Here is a 22,694-nt window from a genome sequence, read left to right as displayed (position 1 = left end):
GCATCGGCCCAGACATGGCGGGTGATGGTGCGCACCGCCTTGGTGTTTGATGTGCAGGAGGCGAGCAGCGGACAGGTTTGGCAGATCGCCGGGTCGGATGTGTAGTGGCGATAACCGTTGCGGTCGGTGGTGGCATAGGCGAGCAGTTGGCCTTCGGGGCAGCGATAACCGTCCGTCTCGGGCTCATAGTCGAACTTCGACTTGCGCATCATGCCATCTTTGGGTGGGGTCGGATTGCGATAGCCGGTGACGCCTAGGATCTGGCGGTCCTCCAGCCCCTTGGCGATGCCGGACGTGGCATAGCCGGCATCCAGGCCGACGGCGCCGACCTCGAAGCCGAACCGCTCCCGCTGCCGGTCGAGCCGCTCGAGATAGACGATACTGTCATGCACATTGGCCGGCGTCACATGGGTGTCGGTGATGATCGCAAGCTTGCCGTCGACCGTGCGGTGGTCGAGATAGAAGAAGCCCTTCGGCTTGCCGTCGCGCACCATGTAGCCGCTGTCGGGATCGGTGCGCGACACCTTGATTTCCTTCACCTGCGGCTCACGCTCTTTGTCCTTCAGCGGCTTTTGCCCGTGCAGCGTCCGCTCCGCCTCGATCGCCCGGTCGAGATCGGCCCAATAATCGGCCCGCGACTTTTCGATCATCGCAAGATCGTATTTGCCCTTGTTGGCATTCGCCTTCAGATGCGTTGAATCCGTGTAAAGCACCGTGCCATCGACCAGCTTGTGGGCGATCGCCTGGCTGACGATATGATCAAAGATGTCCTGGGCCACCGACGTGTCGTTGAAGCGCCGGCGGCGGTTCTGCGACAGGGTCGAGGCGTCGAACACGGGATCCGTCAGCTTCAGCCGCAAGAACCAGCGGTAGGCGACGTTGACCTCGATCTCGCGCACCAACTGACGCTCCGAGCGCACGCCGAACAGGTAACCGATGAACAGCGCCTTGAACATCAAGGTCGGATCGAGCGGCGGGCGGCCGTTATCAGCACAGTAAAGACCGGCAACCCGATCATGGATGAAGGAAAAGTCGATTACCGCGTCGATCTTGCGAAGCAGGTGATCCTTCGGAACAAGCTGATCGAGCGTCACCATCTCGAGAGCCGTCTGTTCGGGAGCAGGTTTCTTCAACATGACCCAGTGAATCACAAACCCCTGGACGAGGCCAGGGGTTTGTCAGCAGTCTGGGGGCGCATCGTCGATGCGCCCCTTTTGCTTTTGGAGATGAGATCACGCGACGCGGACGGGCGTGAATTTCGTGAGGATACGATCGGCGAGTGCAATCGCCTGGGCGCGCTGCTCGGTGATCGAACTCGACTCCCATGCAACGCCCCGCAGCGGATGGCCGATGGCGCTGAGATTACGGTGGACGAGCCCCTCCTCGTTGATGAGATCACCCGCCGGCGTCGCATCAATGCCATAGCCGGTGCTGTGAGGGCGAACCTCGCCGCTCGCGAGCAGGCTCTTGACGAAGGGGTCGGATACCCGGCGCCAATCATGCAACTGATGGCCACGACAATCGATCACGCCGTCGAACGGCACCGTCTCAACGCCTGTCGCTGTCTTCAGGCTGGCGGTGATCTCGCTGCCCTCAATGGCAAATCCAAGGATACGGGCGCGGCCATGCTCCAGCCGACCTTCCGAAATCACCCGCTCGATAATCGCGTGGCTTTCCGGTGCCGAGCGATGCGCGGTAACGTCCCAGAAGGCCCTGAGATGCCGGGTGAACCGCAGACGCTCATGATCGCTGGCCCCTTGCCACAGCGAGAGAATATGGGGGCGGATCGCCAGGGGCAGCCCTTGCCAGTCTGCCCCCTCAGCCGAAATCGACCGTCGTTCCGCCTTGACGCGCGACAACAGTTCGCGCGCGGTTGATGGCAACGGGCCATCGGCCAGAAAGTCGCGCGCTGCGTCGACAGTCCTGCGACCCTCCACGAACTGGCCACGGCGCGATATCACGCGGTAGCGGCCGCGATAACCCCGCGCCTCCATGCTGGCCACGGCATCGACCATCGACAGGCTCGAACCAATCAGGAGAACTTCCTCGCAGCCTTTCAGACGGTCGAGCGCCAGTGCGTCCCACGGACTGGCTGCAAAACGCGGGTGACCGGCGAGTTGAGCCTCGGCGGCAGACAGGCGCGGTTGGAAAACGCCAAGGGCCAGCACGGCCTCATCCGCCTCCACAGAGGTACCGTCAGCCGTGGTAATGCGGATCCGGCTCGGCGTTGCCACCAGCCCGGATGCCGACGACCGGATATGCCTTAGCGTCGAACCGAGCCGCGCGTTCGCGACCGCACGAGCGAGCTCGTCACGGACATAGGTTCCATAGAGGTAACGCGGCGGGCTGCTTGTGCCCGCCTCGGCGGGAGGCGTCCAGCCGTAGGCCGGGCCATTCTCGACGAGCCAGCGCGAGAGATGGCCGGGATCCTCGGGATAGAGGGAGAAGATCTCAGCCGGGCCGTTCACCAGATGGGCCGGATCTGATGTGCTGTAGGCAACACCCCGACCAAGCTCCTCGCGTCGCTCGATAATGGTGATCGCCAGCGGAACTTCGGTCTGGTCGAGCAGCTTGAGCGCCGTCAGCGCCCCGCCGAAGCCCCCGCCGACAATGGCAACGGAGTGATGCGGAATAGGATCGATGCGCAATAGACCTCCTCTCCCACCGGCGTCGGTGGGGCGTGATATGTCGGGATATGAGAACGGCGGACGCCCTTATGCGATCAGCTTGTCGCGACTGCGATGGCGCCCATTCAGCAGTTCGAGGGCGTTTCGGCTGGCAATCAGCTCGGCTTCATGCTCGCTCAGTCCTGCCGCCGCAAAGGCTGCGGCCAGTCCGTCCTGCGTCGGATCGTGCCCAAGGATCGGCCAGTCGCTGCCGGTCAGAACATGGTCGGCGCCGAGGAGACTGGTCACGAAGCGGATGAAGCGTGCTTCCGACGGCATGATGTCGATATAGAGGTGACGCCGCTTCCCGGCTGGCGCCTCCGCGAAAATGGACGGCAGTTCGCCGAAGGGGCCGGTCAAGGCGAGTGCCGAAATGCCGAGCGTGGTAATGACGACCCGAAGTTCCGGCAATTCGTCGAAGACGCCCGACGTCACCAACGAGATCGCGGCAGCGGCGTTGATCGTGCCACGACTTAAACGGGTCCCGAGCCTGCCGAGGCCGGACAGCTGCGTTGAAAGCGGCTCGGGGTTGATGGGATGCAGGAAGACGGGAACGCCGAGCTCCGCAGCAACCCTCAGGATGGGCCGGGCTTCCGGCGCATCAATCAACCTGTCACCTCTCGCGCTGTCGAGAAATAGGCCGGACAGATTGAGGTCGACGATGGCGCGCCGTGCCTCGACCGCCGCCGCTTCTCCGCCGAAGGTGTCCACGGTCGCCAGCGCGAAAAGCCGATCGGGATGGCGCGCAACCGTCGCTGCTAGGTCGTCGTTCAGCTTGCGGCTGACCGCGCCAGGATCGGCATCAGGCGCCGCGACGATCGACAGCGCGACCCCGATCACGCGGCGCGAGATACCGGCCGCGTCGCTATCTGCGATCAGCGCATCGATATCGGAGATCTTCGTGCCGATCCGGGCCCACAGCGGATCGAGCGGGCGACCGGGCGCGCGGTAGACCTCCCAGCCTTCGGGCAGGAAATGCGTATGGAAATCGACGATATCGAGCTTGCTCATGGTGGCTCCGTGGCGATCGCTGCGCGGCAGGGACTAGAAGACCTTACCTTCTTCCAGGTGTGTCGTGGTTCCGTTGATGTAGAAGTCACCGACCACCCTCGCCTTGTGCAGCAAGGGATTGTGATTGAGCACGGTGCGGATGTTGCGCCAGTGCCGATCGAGATTGAGATGGCGCGACGTCGCGGAGCCGCCGCCGAGTTCGAAGACGTTGGTTGCGGCCGCCAGTGCAATCTGCGAAGCCACGATCTGTGTGCGCGCAGTCGTCAGCGCGCTCTCGATCAACGCGGTCTCCAGCGCCTGCGGATCGCCTGCGGCGAAAGCGGCGGCCGTCTTGTCGAGCGCACGCGCGCTTTCGCGGATCAACGTGTCGACGGCAAAGGAGCCGGCGGCGACCTCACCGAGAATCTTCTGGACGAAGGGATCCGCACTTGCGGTTTCAGCCGCGCTATGGGCTGCCGAGCGGGCCTGGCGGCGCACATATTCCGTCCCTTCGGCGAGCGCGCCACGCACAGCGCCCGCCATTGACGCCGCAAGGTGCAGCTGCCGCAAGGTCGAGGTGTGGCGTCCAACGAGCGTGTTGAGGCCGCGCGTGGAGATTTCATGCGGCAGTACCTCGACGTCTTCGAGCAGAACACCACCGCTCGCGGTCAGCCGCTGGCCCATGCCATCCCAGTCGTCGAGAATGGTGATGCCGGGACGATCGACCGGAAGCAAAACGCTCACGAACTCACCGTCATCGTTCTTCGCACTGAATGATGCGAAGTCCGAGAACGCCGTGCCCGTCGCATACCATTTGCGGCCGTTGAGACGGTAACTATCCCCCGATCTCGTCAAACGTGTCGTCACCTCGCCCGGCCGCTTGGTGCCCTGCTCCGTATGAGCTCCGCCGAAAAGCTTGCCCGAGAGAACGCGACTGAGCTGTGTGCGGTCGATAGCAGTGCTGGGGCTGAGGATCAGGCTTTCGGTGAAATTGAAATGGCTGCGCAGCGCGTGAGCGACATTCGAATCCGCGGCGCCGATCGCCATGATCGTTTCGATGTAGTCGGCAACGGATCCACCCGGACCGCCGAGCGCCACAGGAATGCGCAGCGCCCCCAGACCGGCCTCCTTGAACAGGCGGAAGGCCTCGAATGGAAGCTCCCTTTCCAGATCGCGTCTTGCCGCCTCCTTCGCGATTTCGGCCGCCAGATCAGGAACTTTTGCCAATAGCGTCGAGGGATCGTTCACCGCCTCCGCAGGTTTCGGGGTGGCGGACAGTGCTGAAGGAGCGGAATTCGGCATGCGGGAACCTTCTCGGCAGGAAAAAGAAAAGAAGGGACCCGCCATATCGGCGGATCCCTGAAGTCATGATCAGGCGACGGCGCGTGTCAGCGGCACGACATTGTCGGCACCGCCTGCGGCGCTACGCGGCACGCGACCTTCGACCGGATGGCTCGGATCGTTGAAGCCGGGCGTCGAGGGATGGCCCGTCGTGACAAGTCGGTCGACCAACGCCTCGTCCTCAGCGTCGAGCTTGACGTCGAGCGCGCGGATGTAGCTGTCCCAGTGCTCTTCCGTGCGCGGACCGGCGATGGCCGCCGAGATCAGCTTGTTGTTCAGCACCCAGGCGAGCGCGAACTCGGTCGGAGAGACGCCCTTGCGGGTAGCGTGGGCAGCGATCTCGGAGGCAATGGCGATCGATTCAGGACGCCATTCGGTCTCGAGGATACGCTTGTCGCCGCGACCGGCGCGGGTATCGGCGGCCGGTTCCTTGCCCGGCTCGTACTTGCCCGTCAGGACTCCGCGGGCCAGCGGCGAATAGGAGACGACGCCGAGACCATAGTGATGGGCCGCCGGCAGCTGCTCGGCTTCGGCGGTGCGGTTGACGATGTTGTAGAGCGGCTGGCTTGCGACCGGACGATCGATGCCAAGTTCATCGGCCAACTGCGCGACTTCGGCGATGCGCCAGCCGCGGAAGTTGGAGACGCCGAAGTAGCGGAGCTTGCCGGCGCGGATCAGGTCGGCGATCGCGCGCACCGGCTCTTCCAGCGGCGCATCGAAGACAGCGCGGTGGAAATAGAGGATGTCGATATAGTCGGTGTTGAGACGGCGCAGCGAATTCTCGACGGTCTCGATGACCCACTTGCGGGAATGACCGCCGAGGTTCGGGCCCTTCTTATGCGAATTGACAAACTTCGTCGCCAGAACCCAGTGATCGCGATGCGCCTTGATGCCCTTGCCGACGACCTCTTCCGACTTGCCGTCGTGATAGACGTCGGCGGTGTCGATGAAGTTGATGCCCTGTTCGCGCGCCTTATCGATGATGCGGAACGCGACGTCATCGGGCGTCGGGCCGCCGAACATCATGGTTCCCAGGCTGAGCGGTGACACCTTGAGCGCGCTGCGCCCGAGATAACGATAATCGACCATTGTATTCTCCTTTTTACTGAGCGTGATGGCAGGCGGCGGCGTGGCCGCTGCCGTACTGGCGGAATGCCGGATCTGCGGACCGGCAAATATCGGTGGCGAGCGGACAGCGCGTATGGAAGCGGCAGCCGGCCGGTGGATTGTGCGGGCTCGGCAGATCGCCGGTGATGGGCGCGGCCTGCTTGCGCCGCGACGGATCGGGCACGGCGGCGAGCAGCGCTTGCGTATAGGGATGCTTGGCGCCCTTCCACAGCTCGCTCGTCGGAGCGCTCTCGACGATGCGGCCGAGATACATGACGAGCACGCGATCGGCGAAATAGCGAACCACCGAGAGATCGTGAGAGATGAAGAGATAGGAAAGCGATAGCTCCGTCTTCATCTCGACCAGCAAATTGAGGATCTGCGCCTGGATCGAGAGGTCAAGCGCCGAAACAGGTTCGTCGCAGATGACGAGTTCCGGCTGCAGGATGAGCGCACGGGCAATACCGATACGCTGGCGCTGGCCGCCGGAGAACTCATGTGGATAGCGATCGAGCGAATCCGCCGGCAGGCCGACATGGGCCACCATCTGCGCGGCGATCGCCTCGCGCTGCTTGCGCTCGCCGATACCGTGAACCGCGAGAGGAGCCGTTAGGATGGTGCGTATCGTCTGCCGCGGGTTAAGCGAGGCGAACGGATCCTGGAAGATCATCTGGATGCTGCGCCGGACCGACTGCAGTTCGCGCCCCGCCATGGCGGTGACGTCCCTGCCCTTGAAAGTGACGCTCCCCGACGATGGATCGACGAGCCGCACCAGCGACTTACCGAGTGTGGATTTGCCACAGCCGGACTCGCCGACCAGCGCCACCGTCTCGCCTTCGGCGATATCAAGCGACACGCCATCGACGGCGCGCACGGTGCCAGCGGCTCCGGGATAATGGGTCGAAAGCCGATCAACCGACAGAAGCGACATTGGCGTTCTCCGCAATGGCTGGAACATAGGGGCACGCCACCTGCCGGCCGGCCGGCAGTGCGATAAGTTGCGGTACGACGGAGGCGCAGGAGGGCCGCGCGACCGGACAACGCGGACGGAACGAACAGCCCTTCTCGCCGGCAGCCGAAACGATCGAGCCCGGGATCTCCGAGAGCGGTCCGTCGCGGTAGTGATAGTCCGCCTTCAGCCGCGGCGAAGCCGACAGCAAGCCATTCGTGTAGGGATGGTACGGCCTCTCGAACACCTCGCCCGGAAGTCCCTCCTCGATCTTGCGCCCGGCATACATGACGACGACGCGATCGGCCCATTGCGCGACGATGCCGAGATCGTGGGTAATCAAAATGACGGCCATGTTCAGCTGCACCCGAAGATTATCGAGCAGCTGCAGCACCTGCGCCTGGATCGTCACATCAAGCGCCGTCGTCGCTTCATCGGCGATCAGCAGTTTTGGATTGCAGGCAACAGCGATGGCGATCATGACGCGCTGGCGCATGCCACCGGAAAGCTGGTGCGGATACTCGTCGATACGGCGGCGGGCTTCTGGAATGCTGACGAGATCCAACAGCGCAATGGCGCGCTCTCGGGCCTGACGCCGGCTGAGATCCTCATGAATGCGCAGCACTTCGATGATCTGATCGCCGATCGTCAGCACCGGATTGAGCGATGTCATCGGCTCCTGAAAGATCATGGCAATGTCGCGGCCGCGGATGCGGCGCAGGTCCCGTTCCGGGAGGCCGACAAGATCACGCCCGTCGAAGCGGATCTGCCCTCCAGCCTTTGCGTGCCGCGGCAACAGGCCCATGAGGCCGAGCGCCGTTAGCGACTTGCCCGAGCCGGATTCCCCTACGATGGCGAGCATCTCGCCCGGATTGACGGAAAAGCTGACACCCTTGACAGGTTCGGCGGACCCAAAACGCACTGAGAAGTCTGAAACCTCGAGGAGTTTCGTCATCACCGATCCTCCGAAAAGCGCGGGTTGAGCGCGTCGTTCAGACCATCGCCGATCAGGTTGAGCGAAAGCACTGTGAAGACGATCGCAAGACCGGGAAGCGCCGTCAGGTACCAGGCGGTGCGGATGACATCGCGCCCTGCCCCAATCATCGAGCCCCAGGAGACGCGGTTGGGATCGCCAAGCCCCATGAAGGAGAGCGCCGATTCCATCAGGATCGCGCTTGCCACCATTACCGAAGAGGTGACGATCAGTGGCGGCAGCGCATTGGGAAGGATCTCGCGGAAGATGATGCGGGAATGGCCGAAGCCGAGGCTGCGGGCAGCCTGCACATAGTCCTTCTCGCGAATGGCCCGGAATTCCGCGCGCGTCAGTCGCGCCACCGTCGGCCAAGAGACGATCGCGATGGCGATGGTCACGGTCGCTGTCGTCGGCTGGGCGATTGCCACGAGAACGACGAGCAGCACGAAGCTCGGAATGGTCTGGAAGATCTCGATGAACTTGACGAGGATATCGTCGATCAGACCACCGAAGTAGCCGGCGACGGCGCCGATGGCGATCCCCACAGTCAAGCCGAGCGCGGTGGCCGCCAGCCCGACGGTCAGTGATATCCGGGCGCCGTGAACGATGCCGGCAAGCACATTGCGGCCCATGGAATCCGTGCCCAGCGGATAAGCAGGGTTCTGCCCCGGCCACAGGAAGGGGCGCGCAACCATCTCGAGCGGATCGCCGGGAAAGAGAAGCGGCGCCAACAACGCCGACAGGGCAACGAGCAGCAGAATGCCTGTACCAAAGAGTGCATTGTAGTTGCCGAGGAAGACTTTCAATTCCCGACGCATGCCGCGCCAGGCCGTACCCGAAACAGAGGCACGGACGTCGGGGGCGTGGATATGTGTCCAGCGCGGCTGCTTGGGCGCTTCCGGTGCTGGTTGATCGCGCTCGACCTTTTTCTGTGGCGCGAAGTCTATCGCCTGGCCTGCCAGTGTTCCAAGTTTTTGAGTATTCATCGGCTTGCTCCAATTCGGGGATCGATCCACGCCTGCAGCAGGTCGACGGCTGCGTTTGCGACGATCACGAGGAAGGAAGACAGGAGGAGAATGCCGAGCAGCACGCTGAAATCGCGCGCCATGACGGCTTCGAAGGCAAGGCGCCCGAGGCCGGGCCAGCTATAGACGGTCTCGACCACGACCGCGCCGCCCAGCATCCCGCCAAAGTGCATGCCGGCCATGGTGGTGATAGGGATCAGAGCGTTGCGAAGGACGTGTCGCGTCGTCAACACGAAGGGCGAGACGCCCTTGGCGCGCGCGGTTCGCACGAAATCCTGCGACTTGACTTCGAGCATCGAGGCGCGCGTCAGGCGGGCATAGATCGCAAGGTAAAAAAGCGCGAGCGAGGTTGCGGGCAGCACCATGTAGCGCGCCTTGTCGAGCAGCGCAGGGAACCCCGTCAGCCGCGAGCCAATCGTGCTGTCTCCGCCGCTCGGCAGCCATCCAAGCTTGACCGAGAAGAGCAGGATCAGCATCAGGCCGATCCAGAAGCCGGGAATCGAATAGAAAAGCAAAGAGACGACGGAAATTATACGATCGGGAAGGCGCCCGGAGAAGGCGGCCATCAGCGAACCGAGCAGCAGTCCGACGGCAATTGCAATCGCCAATGCCGCCAGCATCAGCACCAGCGTGCCCGGCAGCCGTTGGCCGATCAGATCGGCGACCGGCATGCCGTAGCGCGGCGAAAAGCCAAGGCTGAAATGCGCGAGGTTGTTCAGATAGTTGGCGAGCTGAACAAGGATCGGGTTATCAAGCCCGAAGCGCTCGCGCAGTGCCGCCATGGTCTCGACTGTGGCCGAGCCGGATTCCGCCGCCATCACATCGGCCGCATCGCCAGGCGCCAGCTTCAGCAGGAAGAAATTGAGGATGACGATCCCGAGCATCGTGGGCACGGCCTGAATGATCGTCCTGCTGATCGTTCGACCGATCCGCCTTAAAGCCGACATGTGCCCCACCTCGCGATCTGAAAAGAATTCACCTCGTCTCGTCGCTCAGTAGTTGACTAATTCTGTGGGTTTTGTCAAATCCATATTGGTAAATAATTCCAACGACGTCGCCATTTGGCGCACTTTTGAAAACATAATACCGCATATCGACACTGCGTAGGTTTTTATCCCACTTCAAAGCAGTCACGGGGCAAAAATCTCTAAAGCAGGCTCGATCCGCGGAATGACACTGAAGCGGGCCGTGACGGCCCCTGAATCACGAGGGTTGAACAAGATGTCACTATTTCCCGCACCCACGCGCCGCAGCTTTCTTCTGGCCTCGGTCGCACTCGGCGTTACCGCGACAGCACGGCTTCCCGCCTTCGCAGCCACCGCAACGCGCGGCGGCACGGCAACGCTTCTGCTGGCCGCCGAGCCGCCCGTCCTGACGACGATCGCCCATACGGCCTATAACGCGGTCTATGTCTCGCCCAAGACCACTGAAGGCCTTCTCACCTATGACTTCGACCTCAATCCGAAACCGCTGCTGGCCAAGGAGTGGACCGTCAGCCCCGATGGCCTGACCTACACCTTCAAGCTGCGCGACGGCGTGAAATGGCATGACGGACAGCCCTTCACCTCCGCCGATGTCGCCTTCTCGATCAAGACCCTGAAGGAAGTGCACCCGCGCGGCCGCAACACCTTCCTCAATCTGGTCGACATCGAAACGCCCGATGCACAGACGGCCATCCTCAAGCTTTCCAAGCCGGCGCCCTATCTGATCACCGCGCTTGCTGCCTCCGAAACGCCGATCGTGCCGCGCCATATCTATGAAGGCACCAAGGTCGCGGAAAACCCGGCCAATCTCGCGCCGATCGGAACCGGTCCATTCAAGTTCAAGGAATGGGTGCGCGGCAGCCACATCGTCTACGAACGCAACCCCGATTACTGGGATCAGCCCCGCCCCTATCTCGACCAGCTGATCATCCGTTTCATTCCTGATGCCGCCGCCCGCTCGATCGCGATCGAGACCGGAGAAATCGATCTGGCGCCGTCGACACCCATGCCGCTCAGCGACCTCGAACGGCTGCAGAGCGCCGAAGGGCTCGCCTTCGAGACCAAGGGCTACCAATACCAGAACGGCGTCAGCCGCATCGAATTCAACCTCGAGCGCCCGTTCTTCAAGGACGTTAGGGTGCGTCGCGCCTTTGCGCACGTCATTGATCGCAACGTCATTCTCAACACCATCAACTACGGCTACGGCGCCGCGATCCCCGGCCCGATCAATCCCAACCTCGCGAAATGGTTCGTGCCGGATCTCAAGACCTATCCGATCGATCTCGCCGCGGCCGAGAAGCTTCTCGATGAAGCAGGCTTCCCGCGCGGCGCAGACGGCATCCGTGCGCACATCAATCTCGACTTCGTGCCGAGTGGCGAAACCTATCCGCGTGGTTCGGAGTATATCCGCCAGGCGCTTGCCAAGGTGGGTATCGATGCCAAGGTCCGCAGCCAGGATTTCGCGACCTACACCAAGCGCATTTACACCGACCGCGATTTCGACTTCGCCTTCGAAGGCATGAGCAACCTGTTCGACCCGACGGTCGGCGTTCAGCGCCTCTACTGGAGCAAGAACTTCAAGCCTGGCGTCCCCTTCTCGAACGGCGCGGCCTACAGCAATCCCAAGGTCGATGAATTGCTCGAAGCCGCAGCGATCGAAGTCGATCCGGCAAAGCGTGTCGAGCAGTGGCGCGAAATCCAGCAAATCCTCGTCGACGACGTGCCCGCGATCGACATCGTCAGCCAGCCGGAACTGACGATCTACAACAAACGCATCTCCGATCACACCGTCGGCGGCGAAGGCATCGCAGGCAGCCTCGCCTTCGCCTACGTCGCAGCATCCTGACGCCAAACCAGCAGGAATATACTCATGACCATTCAACATCCCCCCGGATCGATCGTCGGCCTGCCGAAGTTTGCGGCACCCACCGACTTCCCGGAAAGCCCGCTATCCCAGGCGCTGAAGCAGCCCGTTCTCCTCGGCCTCTTCTTGCCGATTCAGGCCGGGGGCTGGACGCAATCCACGCTCGAGCGATCGACCGACTGGCGCTTCGATTACAACAAGGCCTTGACGTTGAGGGCGGAGGAACTCGGCTTCGACCTCGTCTTCGCGCTGTCGCAATGGTTGCCGAAGGGCGGCTATGGCGGCGTCTTCGACGGCCAGGCGCTGGATAGCTTCGTGTCGACGGCGGCGCTGGCGGGCCTCACCAAGAAGATCATGCTCATCTCGACCATGCATGTCCTTTATGGTCCATGGCATCCGCTGCATTTGGCAAAGTTCGGCGCGACGCTCGACCATATCACCGGCGGCCGCTGGGGCATTAACGTGGTCACCGGCCACCGGGCGGTCGAGCACGAGATGTTCGGCTGGCCGCGCATCGAGCACGACAAGCGCTACGAACTGGCCGCCGAATTCCTCGAAGTCGTCCAGCGCCTCTGGAGCGACAGCGAGAACTTCTCCTTCGAAGGCGAAAGCAGCTGGAAGCTCGGCGGCGGCTTCGTCACGCCGAAGCCAAACTTCGGCCGCCCGATCCTCGTCAACGCCACCGGTTCGGATGCCGGAATTGCCTTTGCCGGTCGCTATTCGGACATCGTTTTCATCACCAGCCCGACCGGCGCCGACATCAACAGCGCACTGGAATCGCTGCCGGCGCATACGAAGCGGGTCAAGGATTCGGCAATCAGCGTCGGCCGTACTGTGCGCACGCTGCTCAATCCGATGGTGATCTGCCGGCCGACGGAGAAGGAGGCGTGGGAACTCGCCGACCGCATCGTCGCCCATGCCGACCAACGTTCGCCGCAAGGCTTCCAGTCGCTGAACTCGGACGCGCAGGCCTGGAAGGGCCGCGATCCCCAGGATCCATACCGCGCCATCGGCGGCAATATTCGCGTCATCGGCTCGCCCGAACAGGTGGTCGATCAGTTCGTCAAGCTGAAGGAGGCCGGCGTCGACGGCCTGCAGCTCAGCTTCTTCGACTTCCGCGACGATCTCGAATTCTTCGGCACCGACGTCCTGCCCCTGATGAAGCAAGCCGGACTGCGCCACTAGGAGGAACGCCATGACAAGCCCAGCTATAACAGGCAATGCCATTTCCGAAATCTGGTACACGCGCTGCCCGGTGCCGACGCCCGTCGGCCTTGCCGCGCAACTCGGCTATCTCGAAGAAAACTTCCGCAAGGACGGCGTGACGCTGAAGTCGATCATCGATTCACCCGACCGCAACATCCGCCAGAGCCATTTCAACCACACGCTCGACTGGTCGTTCCGCCATGGCGGCAACGTTCCGCCGATCCGCGCGCGCTCCGAGGGACGCAAGACACGCCTCGTCGGCATCACCTGGACCGATGAATTCCAGGCGATCATCACCCTGCCGGAAACCGGCATCAAGACCACGAAGGACCTGAAGGGGCGCCGTTTCGGCATTGCCCGTCGCCCGGAAGGCATCGTCGATTTCATGCGCGCCACCGCGTTGAAGGGGCTGCTTTCGGCGCTGTCGCTTGACGGGCTGGCGCTCGACGCTGTGGAGATCATCGATATCGCGCTTTCCGATTCCGTGCTCTCGACGCAGGAAGGCCCGTCTCTCTTCGGGCTGAAGCGCAGGCAGCCCTATGGCGAGGAGGTGGCAGCCCTCATTCGCGGTGACGTCGACGCAATCTATGTGAAGGGCACGGCCGGCATCAATGTCGCCAACCTGATTGGCGCTGTTGAGGTGGCCGAGTTCGGCTTCCATCCCGATCCCAAGATCCGCATCAACTCTGGCTCGCCGCGCGTTTTGACGGTGGACGAGCTTCTGGCCGACGATCGGCCGGATCTCGTCGCCCGCCTGCTGGAATCGATCTTTAAGGCCAGCGCATGGGCCGAAGCGCATCCCGAGGAAACGAGGCGCTTCGTCGCGCGGGAGGCCGGCGCCACCGAAGAGCAGGTTGTCGCCGCCAATGGCCCCGACATCCACAAGCACCTTGGCCTTGGCCTGCAGCCCGAACTGGTGGATGCGATCGGCCACTACAAGGACTTTCTGCGCGACTTCGGCTTCCTCGCCGCCGACTTCGACATCGCCGACTGGGTCGACCGCCGTCATATCGACAGCTTCAACAGGCGTGCCGTGGCCTGAACCGGGAGATTGAACAACCATGCTTCAGGAAAAAATCGATCCGGTGGACAAGGCACGACGGCTCGCCGTCGACTTCGCCGGACACGCCGCGCATTACGATAAGACGGGAGATTTCCCATTCGAGAACTTCACCCGTCTCTTCGACGCCGGCCTGCTCGGACTGGTGACGGCGGTTGAGCACGGCGGCCATGGCGCCGGCCTTGCCGAGGCGCAGGCCGTCATCAGCGAGATCGCGCGCGGTGAACCTTCGACCGCGCTCGTGCTTGCCATGCACTACAATAGCCACTACAGCTTGCGCCGCTTCGCAAAGTGGCCGGACCACCTTGCCGAGCGGGTACTCACGGCCAATCGGCTTGGGCCGGCCCTGATCAATGCTGCCCAGGCCGAGCCGCGCATCGGCTCTCCCGCCCACGGCGCGCTGCCCGAGACCATCGCGCGCCGAGACGGTGACGTCTGGCGCATCACCGGCCACAAGAGCTATGTGACAGGCATACCCGTGCTGAAATGGGTGTCGCTGCTGGCACTGACCGACGAGGAGGAGCCGCGACTGGCCTCCTTCCTCGTTCCGACCGACAGCCCCGGCCTGCAGATTGAAAAGGCATGGAATGCCGCCGGCATGCATGCGACAGCCAGCGATGATATCATCCTCAACGATGTCGTCATCCCCTTGGACGACATCATCGAATCCCAGCCGGCATCCGAACCGCTGCGCCGCGAAGAACATGCAACCGCCTTCTTCTTCTCGCTGATATCAGCGGTCTACCACGGCGTGGCGCTTTCCGCCCGCGACCGCGTGCTCGCCTTCGCCGCCCACCATACGCCGGCAAGCCTCGGCGCTCCGCTATCGACGGTTCCGCGCATTCAGGATGGGCTGGGAGAGATCGAAGTCCGCATTGCAACCAATGCCCGATTGCTGCGCTCGCTCGGCGAAGACGTCGACGCTGGCAGGGTCGTTGGAATGGACGGCATGCATGTCCGCCACGTCGTCATCGACAATGCGGTGGCGATCACCAGCCTCGCTCTCGAGCTCGCCGGAAACCCTGGCCTCAATCGTGATTTCCAGCTCGAGCGCCACCATCGAGACGCTATCACCGCCCGCTCCCATGCCCCGCAGAGCCACATGATCCGGACGATCGCCGCCCGCAATGCACTCGGTCATCTCGCATCACGATAGCGGGACGCCGATCTCCGATTTTACTGTTTGATTTCACAAGCGCAGGCCGACGATGAGCAAAGACAGCGAATTCCTCTGGTACATACCGAACGACACGAGGCCGGGGCATCGCGGCGATTCCGTGGTTGAACATCACAACAGCCTGGCCATGTTGACGGAACACGCCAGGGCGCTCGAGGAGCATGGCTGGAAGGGTGCGCTGATCGGAACGGGTTGGGGCAGACCGGACACATTTACCCTTGCCGCTGCACTTGCGGCACGCACGACGACGTTCGAACCGCTGATAGCGATCCGCCCGGGTTACTGGCGACCCGCGAACTTCGCCTCTGCCGCCGCCACCCTCGACCATCTCACTGGCGGGCGTGTCCGTGTCAACATCGTCTCCGGCCTCGACAATCTCTCGGCCTACGGCGACCGGGAGGGAGACCAGGCAGAGCGCTACGCTCGCACCAAGGAATTCATGCGGCTGGTGCGCAGGCTCTGGACGGAGGAAAACGTCAGCTATGACGGCGAATACTTCGGCGTCGCGGAATCGACCGTCGTGCCGCGCATCGAGGAGCACGGCGATCGTCGCCACCCGAAGCTCTATTTCGGCGGCGCTTCCGAGGCGGCCGAGCGCGTCGCGGCCACCGAAGCGGATGTCCAGCTCTTCTGGGGAGAGCCGCTCGATGGTGTCCGCGAGCGCATCGCGCGCCTGCAGGAACTGAGCCGGGAGCTTGATCGAGATCTGCCGCCACTCGAGTTCGGGCTCAGGATCACCACGCTGGTGCGCGACACCACCGAGCAGGCCTGGGCCGACGCCGAAGCAAAGGTGGCAGAGATGGCCAAGGGCAATGGCGCCGGCTGGAGCGATCATCGCAGGGCAGTCGCGGTCGGCCAGCAGCGACTGTTCGACCTGCATCGATCGGGAGGCGTCCTGGACGACAACCTCTACACCGCCCCCGGCAAATACGGCGGTGGCGGCGCCGGCACGACCTGGCTGGTCGGCTCGGCGGCCGACGTCGCCAAGTCCCTGCGCAAGTACGGGGATCTGGGCATCACCCATTTCGTGCTCTCCGATACGCCCTACCTCGCGGAGATCAAACGCCAGGGTAACCAGTTGCTGTCGCTTCTACGCAGCTGAGCCCTAAGTGACCACTTCATTGCGGACGCTCGCGCAATCACGCAAGATCCCGCGCAACACCAGCTCTTTACGCAGGAGGCTGCCCATGCAGCAGAGGCGGGTGTGCGCTCTGTTCCCCACTTCGTATTCGGCGAACACATTGAGATCAATGGGGGTCGAAGCGAAGATGAGATCGCATCTGCGACAAGTGAAGCACAGTGCAATTTTAGCGGACGATGAATCGGGGTAAGCCCGCCCGGTGCCGACCGGCATCCTCCCCTTATCCCCAAGGGGATTTGTCAAAGACTCGGGCTGATGTACGCGGCATGTCATAACGTCTGTGGCCACCGCTGATGGGCGTGCATGGCGGTGATGGTCTCAATATCTCGACTGACGCGGTACGGGATGATGTAGGGAATATCGGCCAACACCACTTCGCGGCTGCCCTTGATACGGCCGGGTCGCCCACTTGCGGGTAAGTCGGCGAGCATATCCACGGCCGTCACAATTCTGCCAATCACGCGCGCTGCCGCATCGGGATTGTCCTGCTCGATATGAGCGCCGATTTCATCAGGCCGCCGCAACGCCCGAAGCGTCCAGCGAACACGTTTCCGGCTCATGATTGGCGGGCCCAACAACCTTCGCCACGTCTTCGGCGCTGGCGAATTCGCCGCGATCGGCCTCATCCAACCCGGCTTCGATCTCGGCAAGCTGCCACTCCTGCTGCTCAACGAAAGCCTCGATGGCCTCGGCAGCCATATAGGCGCGAGAGCGATCCAGCTTTTCCGCAATCTGATTAAGCTTGCTCGCGGTTTCATCCGAAACCCGCACGGTAAATGCAGTGGTCAAAGCGCCTGTCTTTCCTTGGTTCACTTTTATTATTGGTGAACCACGATGGTTCGTCAAAGTTCTCGCCACACGTGTTTTCGGGCGATTATTAGGAATACGCGATGCCACCCTCCAGATTGAGCGGCGGCAATACATCGTTGTCGTTGAGTGGAATTTGGTTGCGGGGGCCTGATAGCACGGAGACTTGTAAAAGTCCCGGTCTTGATGGGATTCGAACAGAGATTTGCGCGTTAGATAAGAGATTACCGGTTCGGTACCTTCGTACGCGAAGGATCGACTGCGGCATACCCCCACTATGAAACACCTTCAGTCGTTTCTCACGCAAGCGCCGACATCCGTTGGGTTCAACATGTCATTTGGCTTTTTACGTCGCGGCCGTGATCGCCAAAGCGACCTCGTTGATGCGGGTGCTAGGACTTTGGATAGACCGACGCGATAACTTGTGCTGTCGCGGCACCGGTTAAGAGGTAGGGCCTCGGCGGTGGCGGGACAGGAACTTGCCTTTGTCCCGCCTCCCGAAACGCACTCAATGTCGCCAATAGCAGGAGATCATCCGCCACTGACGTGCCACGCGAAGGTCAATTGACGGCAGTTTAAGATACTATCCTCGCCCGGTTTCGACTCGACAGCATCGCTTTCGCCATCACTCAGCTTGCACTGCATCTACTGTCAGTCAGACCGTCTGGGCGATATCCCGCTCCCAGTACCAGGCAACATACATCGACTTTCGGTCATGCTTGCGGCTCTTGAGAAAACTGCGAATGGACCGGGCGTCTGCTTTTTCACAGGCAGCCCAGACGAAGGTGTCGCCACCGCAAGCAACGATCGCGGCTTTGGCCTGATCCGCAAGAATACCGCTCGCAGCCATGGGATAATGCCTACGATGCAAGCAGCGCGCCTTGAGCGTGCCTTCGGTCGGCAGCGGCTGCTCCTCGCGGCCATCCTCCACTTCGATGATCGCCTCGATATCAGTCCCAGGCGCGGCTTCCGCGATGATGCGGGCGATCGCCGGCGGGGCAGGATTTAATCATTACTTGCGATCCCCTCGATCGTCGGCGACCGGCATGTCCGAACCGGGCAGGATCAGGGACAGCCGCTTGGCGTCGGTGAAGACTTCAGGTTATGCGCCTTGCTCTTGCTGTCGCGCTTCCGCCAGCGATGCGACGATTGCGGCGATGGAGCGAAACAGAACGAGCGGGTCGTCCTTCGAGGGCGTGAAGCCTCGGCGCTGCCAGAACTGCGCCGCTTCGTGATCGACGGCGTTGACCATCAACGCCCGCCCGCCGATCAGAGCGGCGGCCTGGACGCAACGCTCAAGAGCATGTTTCACCAGACCTGTGCCGATGCCTATCCCCACCCATTCCGTGTCCGTGGCAAGCTGGCCGAGGAGAAGACAGGGAACCGGATCGGGCGGTTGCCCGGTGCGGATCGAGCGCGGGAGGATCGCAGGGACGACAGCGGTAGGCGCCAGGCCGTAATACCCGACGACGCGCCCGCCCTCATGGACGACGAGAACCGCCGTGAAACCTTTCTCCTGATTGGAAAGCGCGCGCGTCTTCAGCCAATGATCGAGCGTCGGCTTGCCGCAGGAAAATTCGGAAACATCATGCGCCGCCGTAAGCGGTTCTGGAGCCGATAAGGCCACGGCTTATTGCTTCGGCTCGTAATCAACTTCCCACGGCGCGGGCCGCCCGACCAGTTCCACCATCTCCGGAACAGGAGCGACCGGTAGGGACAAGACACCCATGAAATCGGCAAAGCCTTCAGGGCTCATGCGGATGAGCCCCTGCTCCATAACGACTTCCTCTGCGGCGCGCACGGCCGCCTCCCGCACAAAATCGGTGCGCGAGCGGCCGCGCAGGCTTGCCGCACGATCGATCATTGCAACATCTGCTTCAGGCAGACGCATCGAGATCGGATATTCCTTGCGTTCGACAGTGGCGGCCATGACATATCTCCTTTACGAGAAAAATAGCGATTTGTAGCGCCAAATGCAATACGAAACTATCAGTCTCATTCACGGGTTCAGCGACTCTACGAGACGCTCGAGGACGATTCCGAGGAAAAGTGTATTGAAGCGGCGAACGTGATCCGTTCGCTGGTCAAGGACATCATCCTCACGCCGGTGAACGGAAAAATCGAGATCGACGTTCGCTTCGATCTAGCGGGGATCCTGACGCTTTCGGTCAAAAAGGAAAACCCCGCAGCGTGTGCAGCGGGGTCGCGAGTAAAGTTGGTTGCGGGGGCAGGATTTGAACCTGCGGCCTTCAGGTTATGAGCCTGACGAGCTACCGGGCTGCTCCACCCCGCGCCAAGTGCAAAACCCTGTGGGTTTTGTCACGTCCGAGTAAACCGCTTGCGGTTTGCTCTTACTGCCTGAGCAACGGGGCGAAGCCGCGTTGTCTCATGTTAGGTTCTGCATATTTTCGGGCCCATTATAGCAGAAAGGCCGCTTTGTGGGCGGCCCTTTTGATCGGCTTGGGGCCGTTTTCGTGATGAGAAGATTATCTTTGTTTCACATGCAGCTTTCGACTGTCTTCGACATTCGGCGCATGTGTTGTTGCGTTTAGCAGACCTGGCAGCGACCGACTCTCCCGCGTCTTAAGACGAAGTACCATAGGCGCTGGGGCGTTTCACGGCCGTGTTCGGAATGGGAACGGGTGCAGCCGCCCCGCCATAACCACCAGGTCAGCGAAGCGCAACAAATGAGAAGCTGGTGCAGTTTTCACTGCGTTTGAACACGTCTTGCATCATCTCCCGACACGTCTGTGTCGCAGATGAGCATTGATCAATGAGAACGATCAAGCCAATCGAGCTATTAGTACCGGTAAGCTTCACACATTGCTGCGCTTCCACACCCGGCCTATCAACGTGGTCGTCTTCCACGGCTCTGATAGGGAATACTCGTTTTCAGGTTGGTTTCCCGCTTAGATGCCTTCAGCGGTTATCCATTCCATATGTAGCTACCCTGCTATGCCCTTGGCAGGACAACAGGTCCACCAGAGATATGTCCATCCCGGTCCTCTCGTACTAGGGACAGATCCTGTCAATATTCCTACACCCACGGCAGATAGGGACCGAACTGTCTCACGACGTTCTGAACCCAACTCACGTACCGCTTTAAATGGCGAACAGCCATACCCTTGGGACCTGCTCCAGCCCCAGGATGCGATGAGTCGACATCGAGGTGCCAAACAACCCCGTCGATATGGACTCTTGGGGGTCATCAGCCTGTTATCCCCGGCGTACCTTTTATCCGTTGAGCGATGGCCCTTCCACACGGGACCACCGGATCACTATGACCGACTTTCGTCTCTGCTCGACTTGTCAGTCTCGCAGTCAGGCGGGCTTATGCCATTGCACTCGACGACCGATTTCCGACCGGTCTGAGCCCACCATCGCGCGCCTCCGTTACTCTTTCGGAGGCGACCGCCCCAGTCAAACTACCCACCATACACTGTCCCGGATCCGGATAACGGACCGCGGTTAGACATCCATGACGATAAGGGTGGTATTTCAAGGATGGCTCCACAGAAACTGGCGTCCCTGCTTCAAAGCCTACCACCTATCCTACACATGCCGACACGAATGCCAGTGTAAAGCTATAGTAAAGGTGCACGGGGTCTTTCCGTCTGACCGCAGGAACCCCGCATCTTCACGGGGAATTCAATTTCACTGAGTCTATGTTGGAGACAGCGGGGAAGTCGTTACGCCATTCGTGCAGGTCGGAACTTACCCGACAAGGAATTTCGCTACCTTAGGACCGTTATAGTTACGGCCGCCGTTTACTGGGGCTTCGATTCAAAGCTTGCACCTCTCCTCTTAACCTTCCAGCACCGGGCAGGCGTCAGACCCTATACGTCGTCTTGCGACTTCGCAGAGCCCTGTGTTTTTGATAAACAGTCGCTACCCCCTGGTCTGTGCCACCCCACTTCACTTGCGTAAAATGGGGTCACGCTTCTTCCGAAGTTACGCGTGCAATTTGCCGAGTTCCTTCAACATAGTTCTCTCAAGCGCCTTGGTATACTCTACCTGACCACCTGTGTCGGTTTCGGGTACGGTCTATACGGTGGAGCTATTTCCTGGAACCGCGTCCCTGCAAGATCAATCCAATAAGACCTCACAAGTTGAGCAATCCGTCACTACCACCAGGCCCACGAATATTAACGTGGTTCCCATCGACTACGCGTGTCCGCCTCGTCTTAGGGGCCGGCTAACCCTGCTCAGATTAACTTTAAGCAGGAACCCTTGGTCTTTCGGCGAGAGGGTCTCTCACCCTCTTTATCGTTACTCATGTCAACATTCGCACTTCCGATACCTCCAGGAGCCCTCACGGGTCTCCCTTCATCAGCTTACGGAACGCTCCGCTACCACGTGTATTGCTACACATCCTCAGCTTCGGTGCATGGCTTCAGCCCCGTTACATTTTCGGCGCAAAGACCCTTATTTAGACCAGTGAGCTGTTACGCTTTCTTTAAATGATGGCTGCTTCTAAGCCAACATCCTGGTTGTTTTGGGATCCTCACATCCTTTCCCACTTAGCCATGACTTGGGGACCTTAGCTGGAGGTTAGGGTTGTTGCCCTTTTCACGACGGACGTTAGCACCCGCCGTGTGTCTGCCGACTAGTACTCCTGGGTATTCGGAGTTTGGTTAGGATCAGTAAGACGGTGAGTCCCCATAGCCCATCCAGTGCTCTACCCCCCAGGGTATTCGGTCGACGCTCTACCTAAATAGATTTCGCGGAGAACCAGCTATTTCCGAGTTTGATTGGCCTTTCACCCCTAGCCACAAGTCATCCCAATCTATTGCAACAGATGCGGGTTCGGTCCTCCAGTTGGTGTTACCCAACCTTCAACCTGCTCATGGCTAGATCACTCGGTTTCGGGTCTAATGCAACAAACTAAATCGCCCTATTCAGACTCGCTTTCGCTTCGCCTACACCTACCGGCTTAAGCTTGCTTGTTACACTAAGTCGTTGACCCATTATACAAAAGGTACGCCGTCACCCTTGCGGGCTCCGACTGTTTGTAGGCATCCGGTTTCAGGTTCTATTTCACTCCCCTTGTCGGGGTGCTTTTCACCTTTCCCTCACGGTACTTGTTCGCTATCGGTCATGCACGAGTACTTAGGCTTGGAGAGTGGTCTCCCCATGTTCAGACAGGATTTCTCGTGTCCCGCCCTACTCTAGGACAATCATGCTATCTACGCGTACGGGGCTGTCACCCGCTACGGCCAAACTTTCCAGATTGTTCCGCTTTAAACACAATTGCCACTGGCCTGGTCCGCGTTCGCTCGCCACTACTTGCGGAGTCTCGGTTGATGTCCTTTCCTGCAGGTACTTAGATGTTTCAGTTCCCTGCGTTCGCTTCTTACACCCTATTTTATTCAGGTGCAGATACCTTATCACAATGCTTAGAAACC

At 61.1% G+C, this 22,694-nt stretch carries 18 protein-coding genes, 1 tRNA gene, 2 rRNA genes and 1 pseudogene; 5 read left to right on the top strand and 17 right to left on the bottom strand.

Annotated elements, in window-relative coordinates:
* The 9 genes from AS026_RS16800 to AS026_RS16760 form a co-directional block, all read right to left on the bottom strand.
* On the bottom strand, positions 1-1,136 hold a 1,136-nt coding region (locus AS026_RS16800), incomplete at its 3' end, for an IS1182 family transposase (RefSeq protein WP_062368615.1).
* Between the two features lie 96 nt (positions 1,137-1,232).
* The gene (locus AS026_RS16795) at positions 1,233-2,648 is read right to left on the bottom strand and encodes an FAD/NAD(P)-binding protein (RefSeq protein ID WP_062370639.1); all 1,416 of its coding nucleotides are present in this window, start codon (positions 2,646-2,648) and stop codon (positions 1,233-1,235) included.
* 66 nt (positions 2,649-2,714) lie between these two features.
* Positions 2,715-3,677 (bottom strand): amidohydrolase family protein, encoded by a 963-nt coding sequence (locus AS026_RS16790; RefSeq protein WP_062370637.1) that lies wholly within the window; start codon positions 3,675-3,677, stop codon positions 2,715-2,717.
* A 33-nt stretch (positions 3,678-3,710) separates the two neighbouring features.
* Complete coding sequence (locus AS026_RS16785) at positions 3,711-4,958, bottom strand: acyl-CoA dehydrogenase family protein (RefSeq protein ID WP_062370635.1); 1,248 nt, start codon at positions 4,956-4,958, stop codon at positions 3,711-3,713.
* Positions 4,959-5,027: 69 nt separating this feature from the next.
* A complete protein-coding gene (locus tag AS026_RS16780) occupies positions 5,028-6,086 on the bottom strand; it encodes an aldo/keto reductase (protein ID WP_062370633.1) in 1,059 nt (352 codons plus the stop codon).
* A gap of 13 nt (positions 6,087-6,099) precedes the next feature.
* Positions 6,100-7,035 (bottom strand): ABC transporter ATP-binding protein, encoded by a 936-nt coding sequence (locus AS026_RS16775; protein ID WP_062370630.1) that lies wholly within the window; start codon positions 7,033-7,035, stop codon positions 6,100-6,102.
* Positions 7,016-8,008, bottom strand: coding sequence for an ABC transporter ATP-binding protein (locus AS026_RS16770; RefSeq protein ID WP_062370628.1), 993 nt, complete (start codon positions 8,006-8,008; stop codon positions 7,016-7,018). The genes AS026_RS16775 and AS026_RS16770 overlap by 20 nt, the downstream gene beginning before the upstream one ends.
* Entirely contained in the window at positions 8,008-9,012 is a 1,005-nt protein-coding gene (locus tag AS026_RS16765; RefSeq protein WP_062370626.1) for an ABC transporter permease, read from the bottom strand. Before AS026_RS16765 ends, AS026_RS16770 begins: the two co-directional genes overlap by 1 nt.
* Complete coding sequence (locus AS026_RS16760; protein WP_062370624.1) at positions 9,009-9,998, bottom strand: ABC transporter permease; 990 nt, start codon at positions 9,996-9,998, stop codon at positions 9,009-9,011. The genes AS026_RS16765 and AS026_RS16760 overlap by 4 nt, the downstream gene beginning before the upstream one ends.
* 274 nt (positions 9,999-10,272) lie before the next feature.
* On the opposite strand from AS026_RS16760, the gene AS026_RS16755 reads away from it, so the two are divergent.
* Genes AS026_RS16755 through AS026_RS16735 form a run of 5 tightly spaced genes read left to right on the top strand, consistent with a single transcriptional unit; the run spans position 10,273 to position 16,443 of the window.
* Complete coding sequence (locus tag AS026_RS16755; RefSeq protein ID WP_062370641.1) at positions 10,273-11,880, top strand: ABC transporter substrate-binding protein; 1,608 nt, start codon at positions 10,273-10,275, stop codon at positions 11,878-11,880.
* 24 nt (positions 11,881-11,904) lie between these two features.
* On the top strand, positions 11,905-13,083 hold the full coding sequence (locus tag AS026_RS16750; protein ID WP_018859503.1) for an LLM class flavin-dependent oxidoreductase: 1,179 nt from the start codon (positions 11,905-11,907) through the stop codon (positions 13,081-13,083).
* A gap of 10 nt (positions 13,084-13,093) precedes the next feature.
* Positions 13,094-14,146, top strand: a complete 1,053-nt coding sequence (locus tag AS026_RS16745; RefSeq protein ID WP_062370622.1) for an ABC transporter substrate-binding protein — start codon at positions 13,094-13,096, stop codon at positions 14,144-14,146.
* 19 nt (positions 14,147-14,165) lie between these two features.
* On the top strand, positions 14,166-15,320 hold the full coding sequence (locus AS026_RS16740; protein WP_062370620.1) for an acyl-CoA dehydrogenase family protein: 1,155 nt from the start codon (positions 14,166-14,168) through the stop codon (positions 15,318-15,320).
* Positions 15,321-15,372: 52 nt separating this feature from the next.
* Positions 15,373-16,443, top strand: coding sequence for an LLM class flavin-dependent oxidoreductase (locus AS026_RS16735; RefSeq protein ID WP_062370618.1), 1,071 nt, complete (start codon positions 15,373-15,375; stop codon positions 16,441-16,443).
* Positions 16,444-16,751: 308 nt separating this feature from the next.
* Here the strand turns inward: AS026_RS16735 and AS026_RS16730 are convergent, their stop codons facing one another.
* The 8 genes and pseudogenes from AS026_RS16730 to AS026_RS16695 all read right to left on the bottom strand — a co-directional run.
* A complete protein-coding gene (locus AS026_RS16730; protein ID WP_062370616.1) occupies positions 16,752-17,042 on the bottom strand; it encodes a type II toxin-antitoxin system RelE/ParE family toxin in 291 nt (96 codons plus the stop codon).
* Entirely contained in the window at positions 16,993-17,271 is a 279-nt protein-coding gene (locus AS026_RS16725; RefSeq protein WP_062370614.1) for a CopG family ribbon-helix-helix protein, read from the bottom strand. The genes AS026_RS16730 and AS026_RS16725 overlap by 50 nt, the downstream gene beginning before the upstream one ends.
* Before the next feature lie 673 nt (positions 17,272-17,944).
* A pseudogene (locus AS026_RS40090) lies at positions 17,945-18,289 on the bottom strand (SIP domain-containing protein); the annotation flags it as partial.
* 102 nt (positions 18,290-18,391) lie between these two features.
* Complete coding sequence (locus AS026_RS16715; RefSeq protein WP_062370610.1) at positions 18,392-18,916, bottom strand: GNAT family N-acetyltransferase; 525 nt, start codon at positions 18,914-18,916, stop codon at positions 18,392-18,394.
* 3 nt (positions 18,917-18,919) lie between these two features.
* Positions 18,920-19,219, bottom strand: a complete 300-nt coding sequence (locus tag AS026_RS16710; protein WP_062370608.1) for a type II toxin-antitoxin system TacA family antitoxin — start codon at positions 19,217-19,219, stop codon at positions 18,920-18,922.
* A 286-nt stretch (positions 19,220-19,505) separates the two neighbouring features.
* Positions 19,506-19,582, bottom strand: a tRNA-Met gene (locus tag AS026_RS16705).
* Positions 19,583-19,844: 262 nt separating this feature from the next.
* Positions 19,845-19,959 (bottom strand): 5S ribosomal RNA (rrf, locus tag AS026_RS16700).
* 109 nt (positions 19,960-20,068) lie between these two features.
* Positions 20,069-22,694: ribosomal RNA gene (locus AS026_RS16695) — 23S ribosomal RNA — on the bottom strand; the annotation flags it as partial.

This window comes from Rhizobium altiplani (assembly GCF_001542405.1).
Classification (GTDB): domain Bacteria; phylum Pseudomonadota; class Alphaproteobacteria; order Rhizobiales; family Rhizobiaceae; genus Rhizobium; species Rhizobium altiplani.
This window is presented reverse-complemented; position numbering and strand designations above follow the sequence as displayed.

What these genes read in the sequence shown, in the direction of transcription:
- AS026_RS16790 (WP_062370637.1), bottom strand. Translation starts at nt 3,677, where the DNA reads ATGAGCAAGCTCGATATCGTCGATTTCCATACGCATTTCCTGCCCGAA.
- AS026_RS16785 (WP_062370635.1), bottom strand. Translation starts at nt 4,958, where the DNA reads ATGCCGAATTCCGCTCCTTCAGCACTGTCCGCCACCCCGAAACCTGCG.
- AS026_RS16780 (WP_062370633.1), bottom strand. Translation starts at nt 6,086, where the DNA reads ATGGTCGATTATCGTTATCTCGGGCGCAGCGCGCTCAAGGTGTCACCG.
- AS026_RS16775 (WP_062370630.1), bottom strand. Translation starts at nt 7,035, where the DNA reads ATGTCGCTTCTGTCGGTTGATCGGCTTTCGACCCATTATCCCGGAGCC.
- AS026_RS16770 (WP_062370628.1), bottom strand. Translation starts at nt 8,008, where the DNA reads ATGACGAAACTCCTCGAGGTTTCAGACTTCTCAGTGCGTTTTGGGTCC.
- AS026_RS16765 (WP_062370626.1), bottom strand. Translation starts at nt 9,012, where the DNA reads ATGAATACTCAAAAACTTGGAACACTGGCAGGCCAGGCGATAGACTTC.
- AS026_RS16760 (WP_062370624.1), bottom strand. Translation starts at nt 9,998, where the DNA reads ATGTCGGCTTTAAGGCGGATCGGTCGAACGATCAGCAGGACGATCATT.
- AS026_RS16755 (WP_062370641.1), top strand. Translation starts at nt 10,273, where the DNA reads ATGTCACTATTTCCCGCACCCACGCGCCGCAGCTTTCTTCTGGCCTCG.
- AS026_RS16750 (WP_018859503.1), top strand. Translation starts at nt 11,905, where the DNA reads ATGACCATTCAACATCCCCCCGGATCGATCGTCGGCCTGCCGAAGTTT.
- AS026_RS16745 (WP_062370622.1), top strand. Translation starts at nt 13,094, where the DNA reads ATGACAAGCCCAGCTATAACAGGCAATGCCATTTCCGAAATCTGGTAC.
- AS026_RS16740 (WP_062370620.1), top strand. Translation starts at nt 14,166, where the DNA reads ATGCTTCAGGAAAAAATCGATCCGGTGGACAAGGCACGACGGCTCGCC.
- AS026_RS16735 (WP_062370618.1), top strand. Translation starts at nt 15,373, where the DNA reads ATGAGCAAAGACAGCGAATTCCTCTGGTACATACCGAACGACACGAGG.
- AS026_RS16730 (WP_062370616.1), bottom strand. Translation starts at nt 17,042, where the DNA reads ATGAGCCGGAAACGTGTTCGCTGGACGCTTCGGGCGTTGCGGCGGCCT.
- AS026_RS16710 (WP_062370608.1), bottom strand. Translation starts at nt 19,219, where the DNA reads ATGGCCGCCACTGTCGAACGCAAGGAATATCCGATCTCGATGCGTCTG.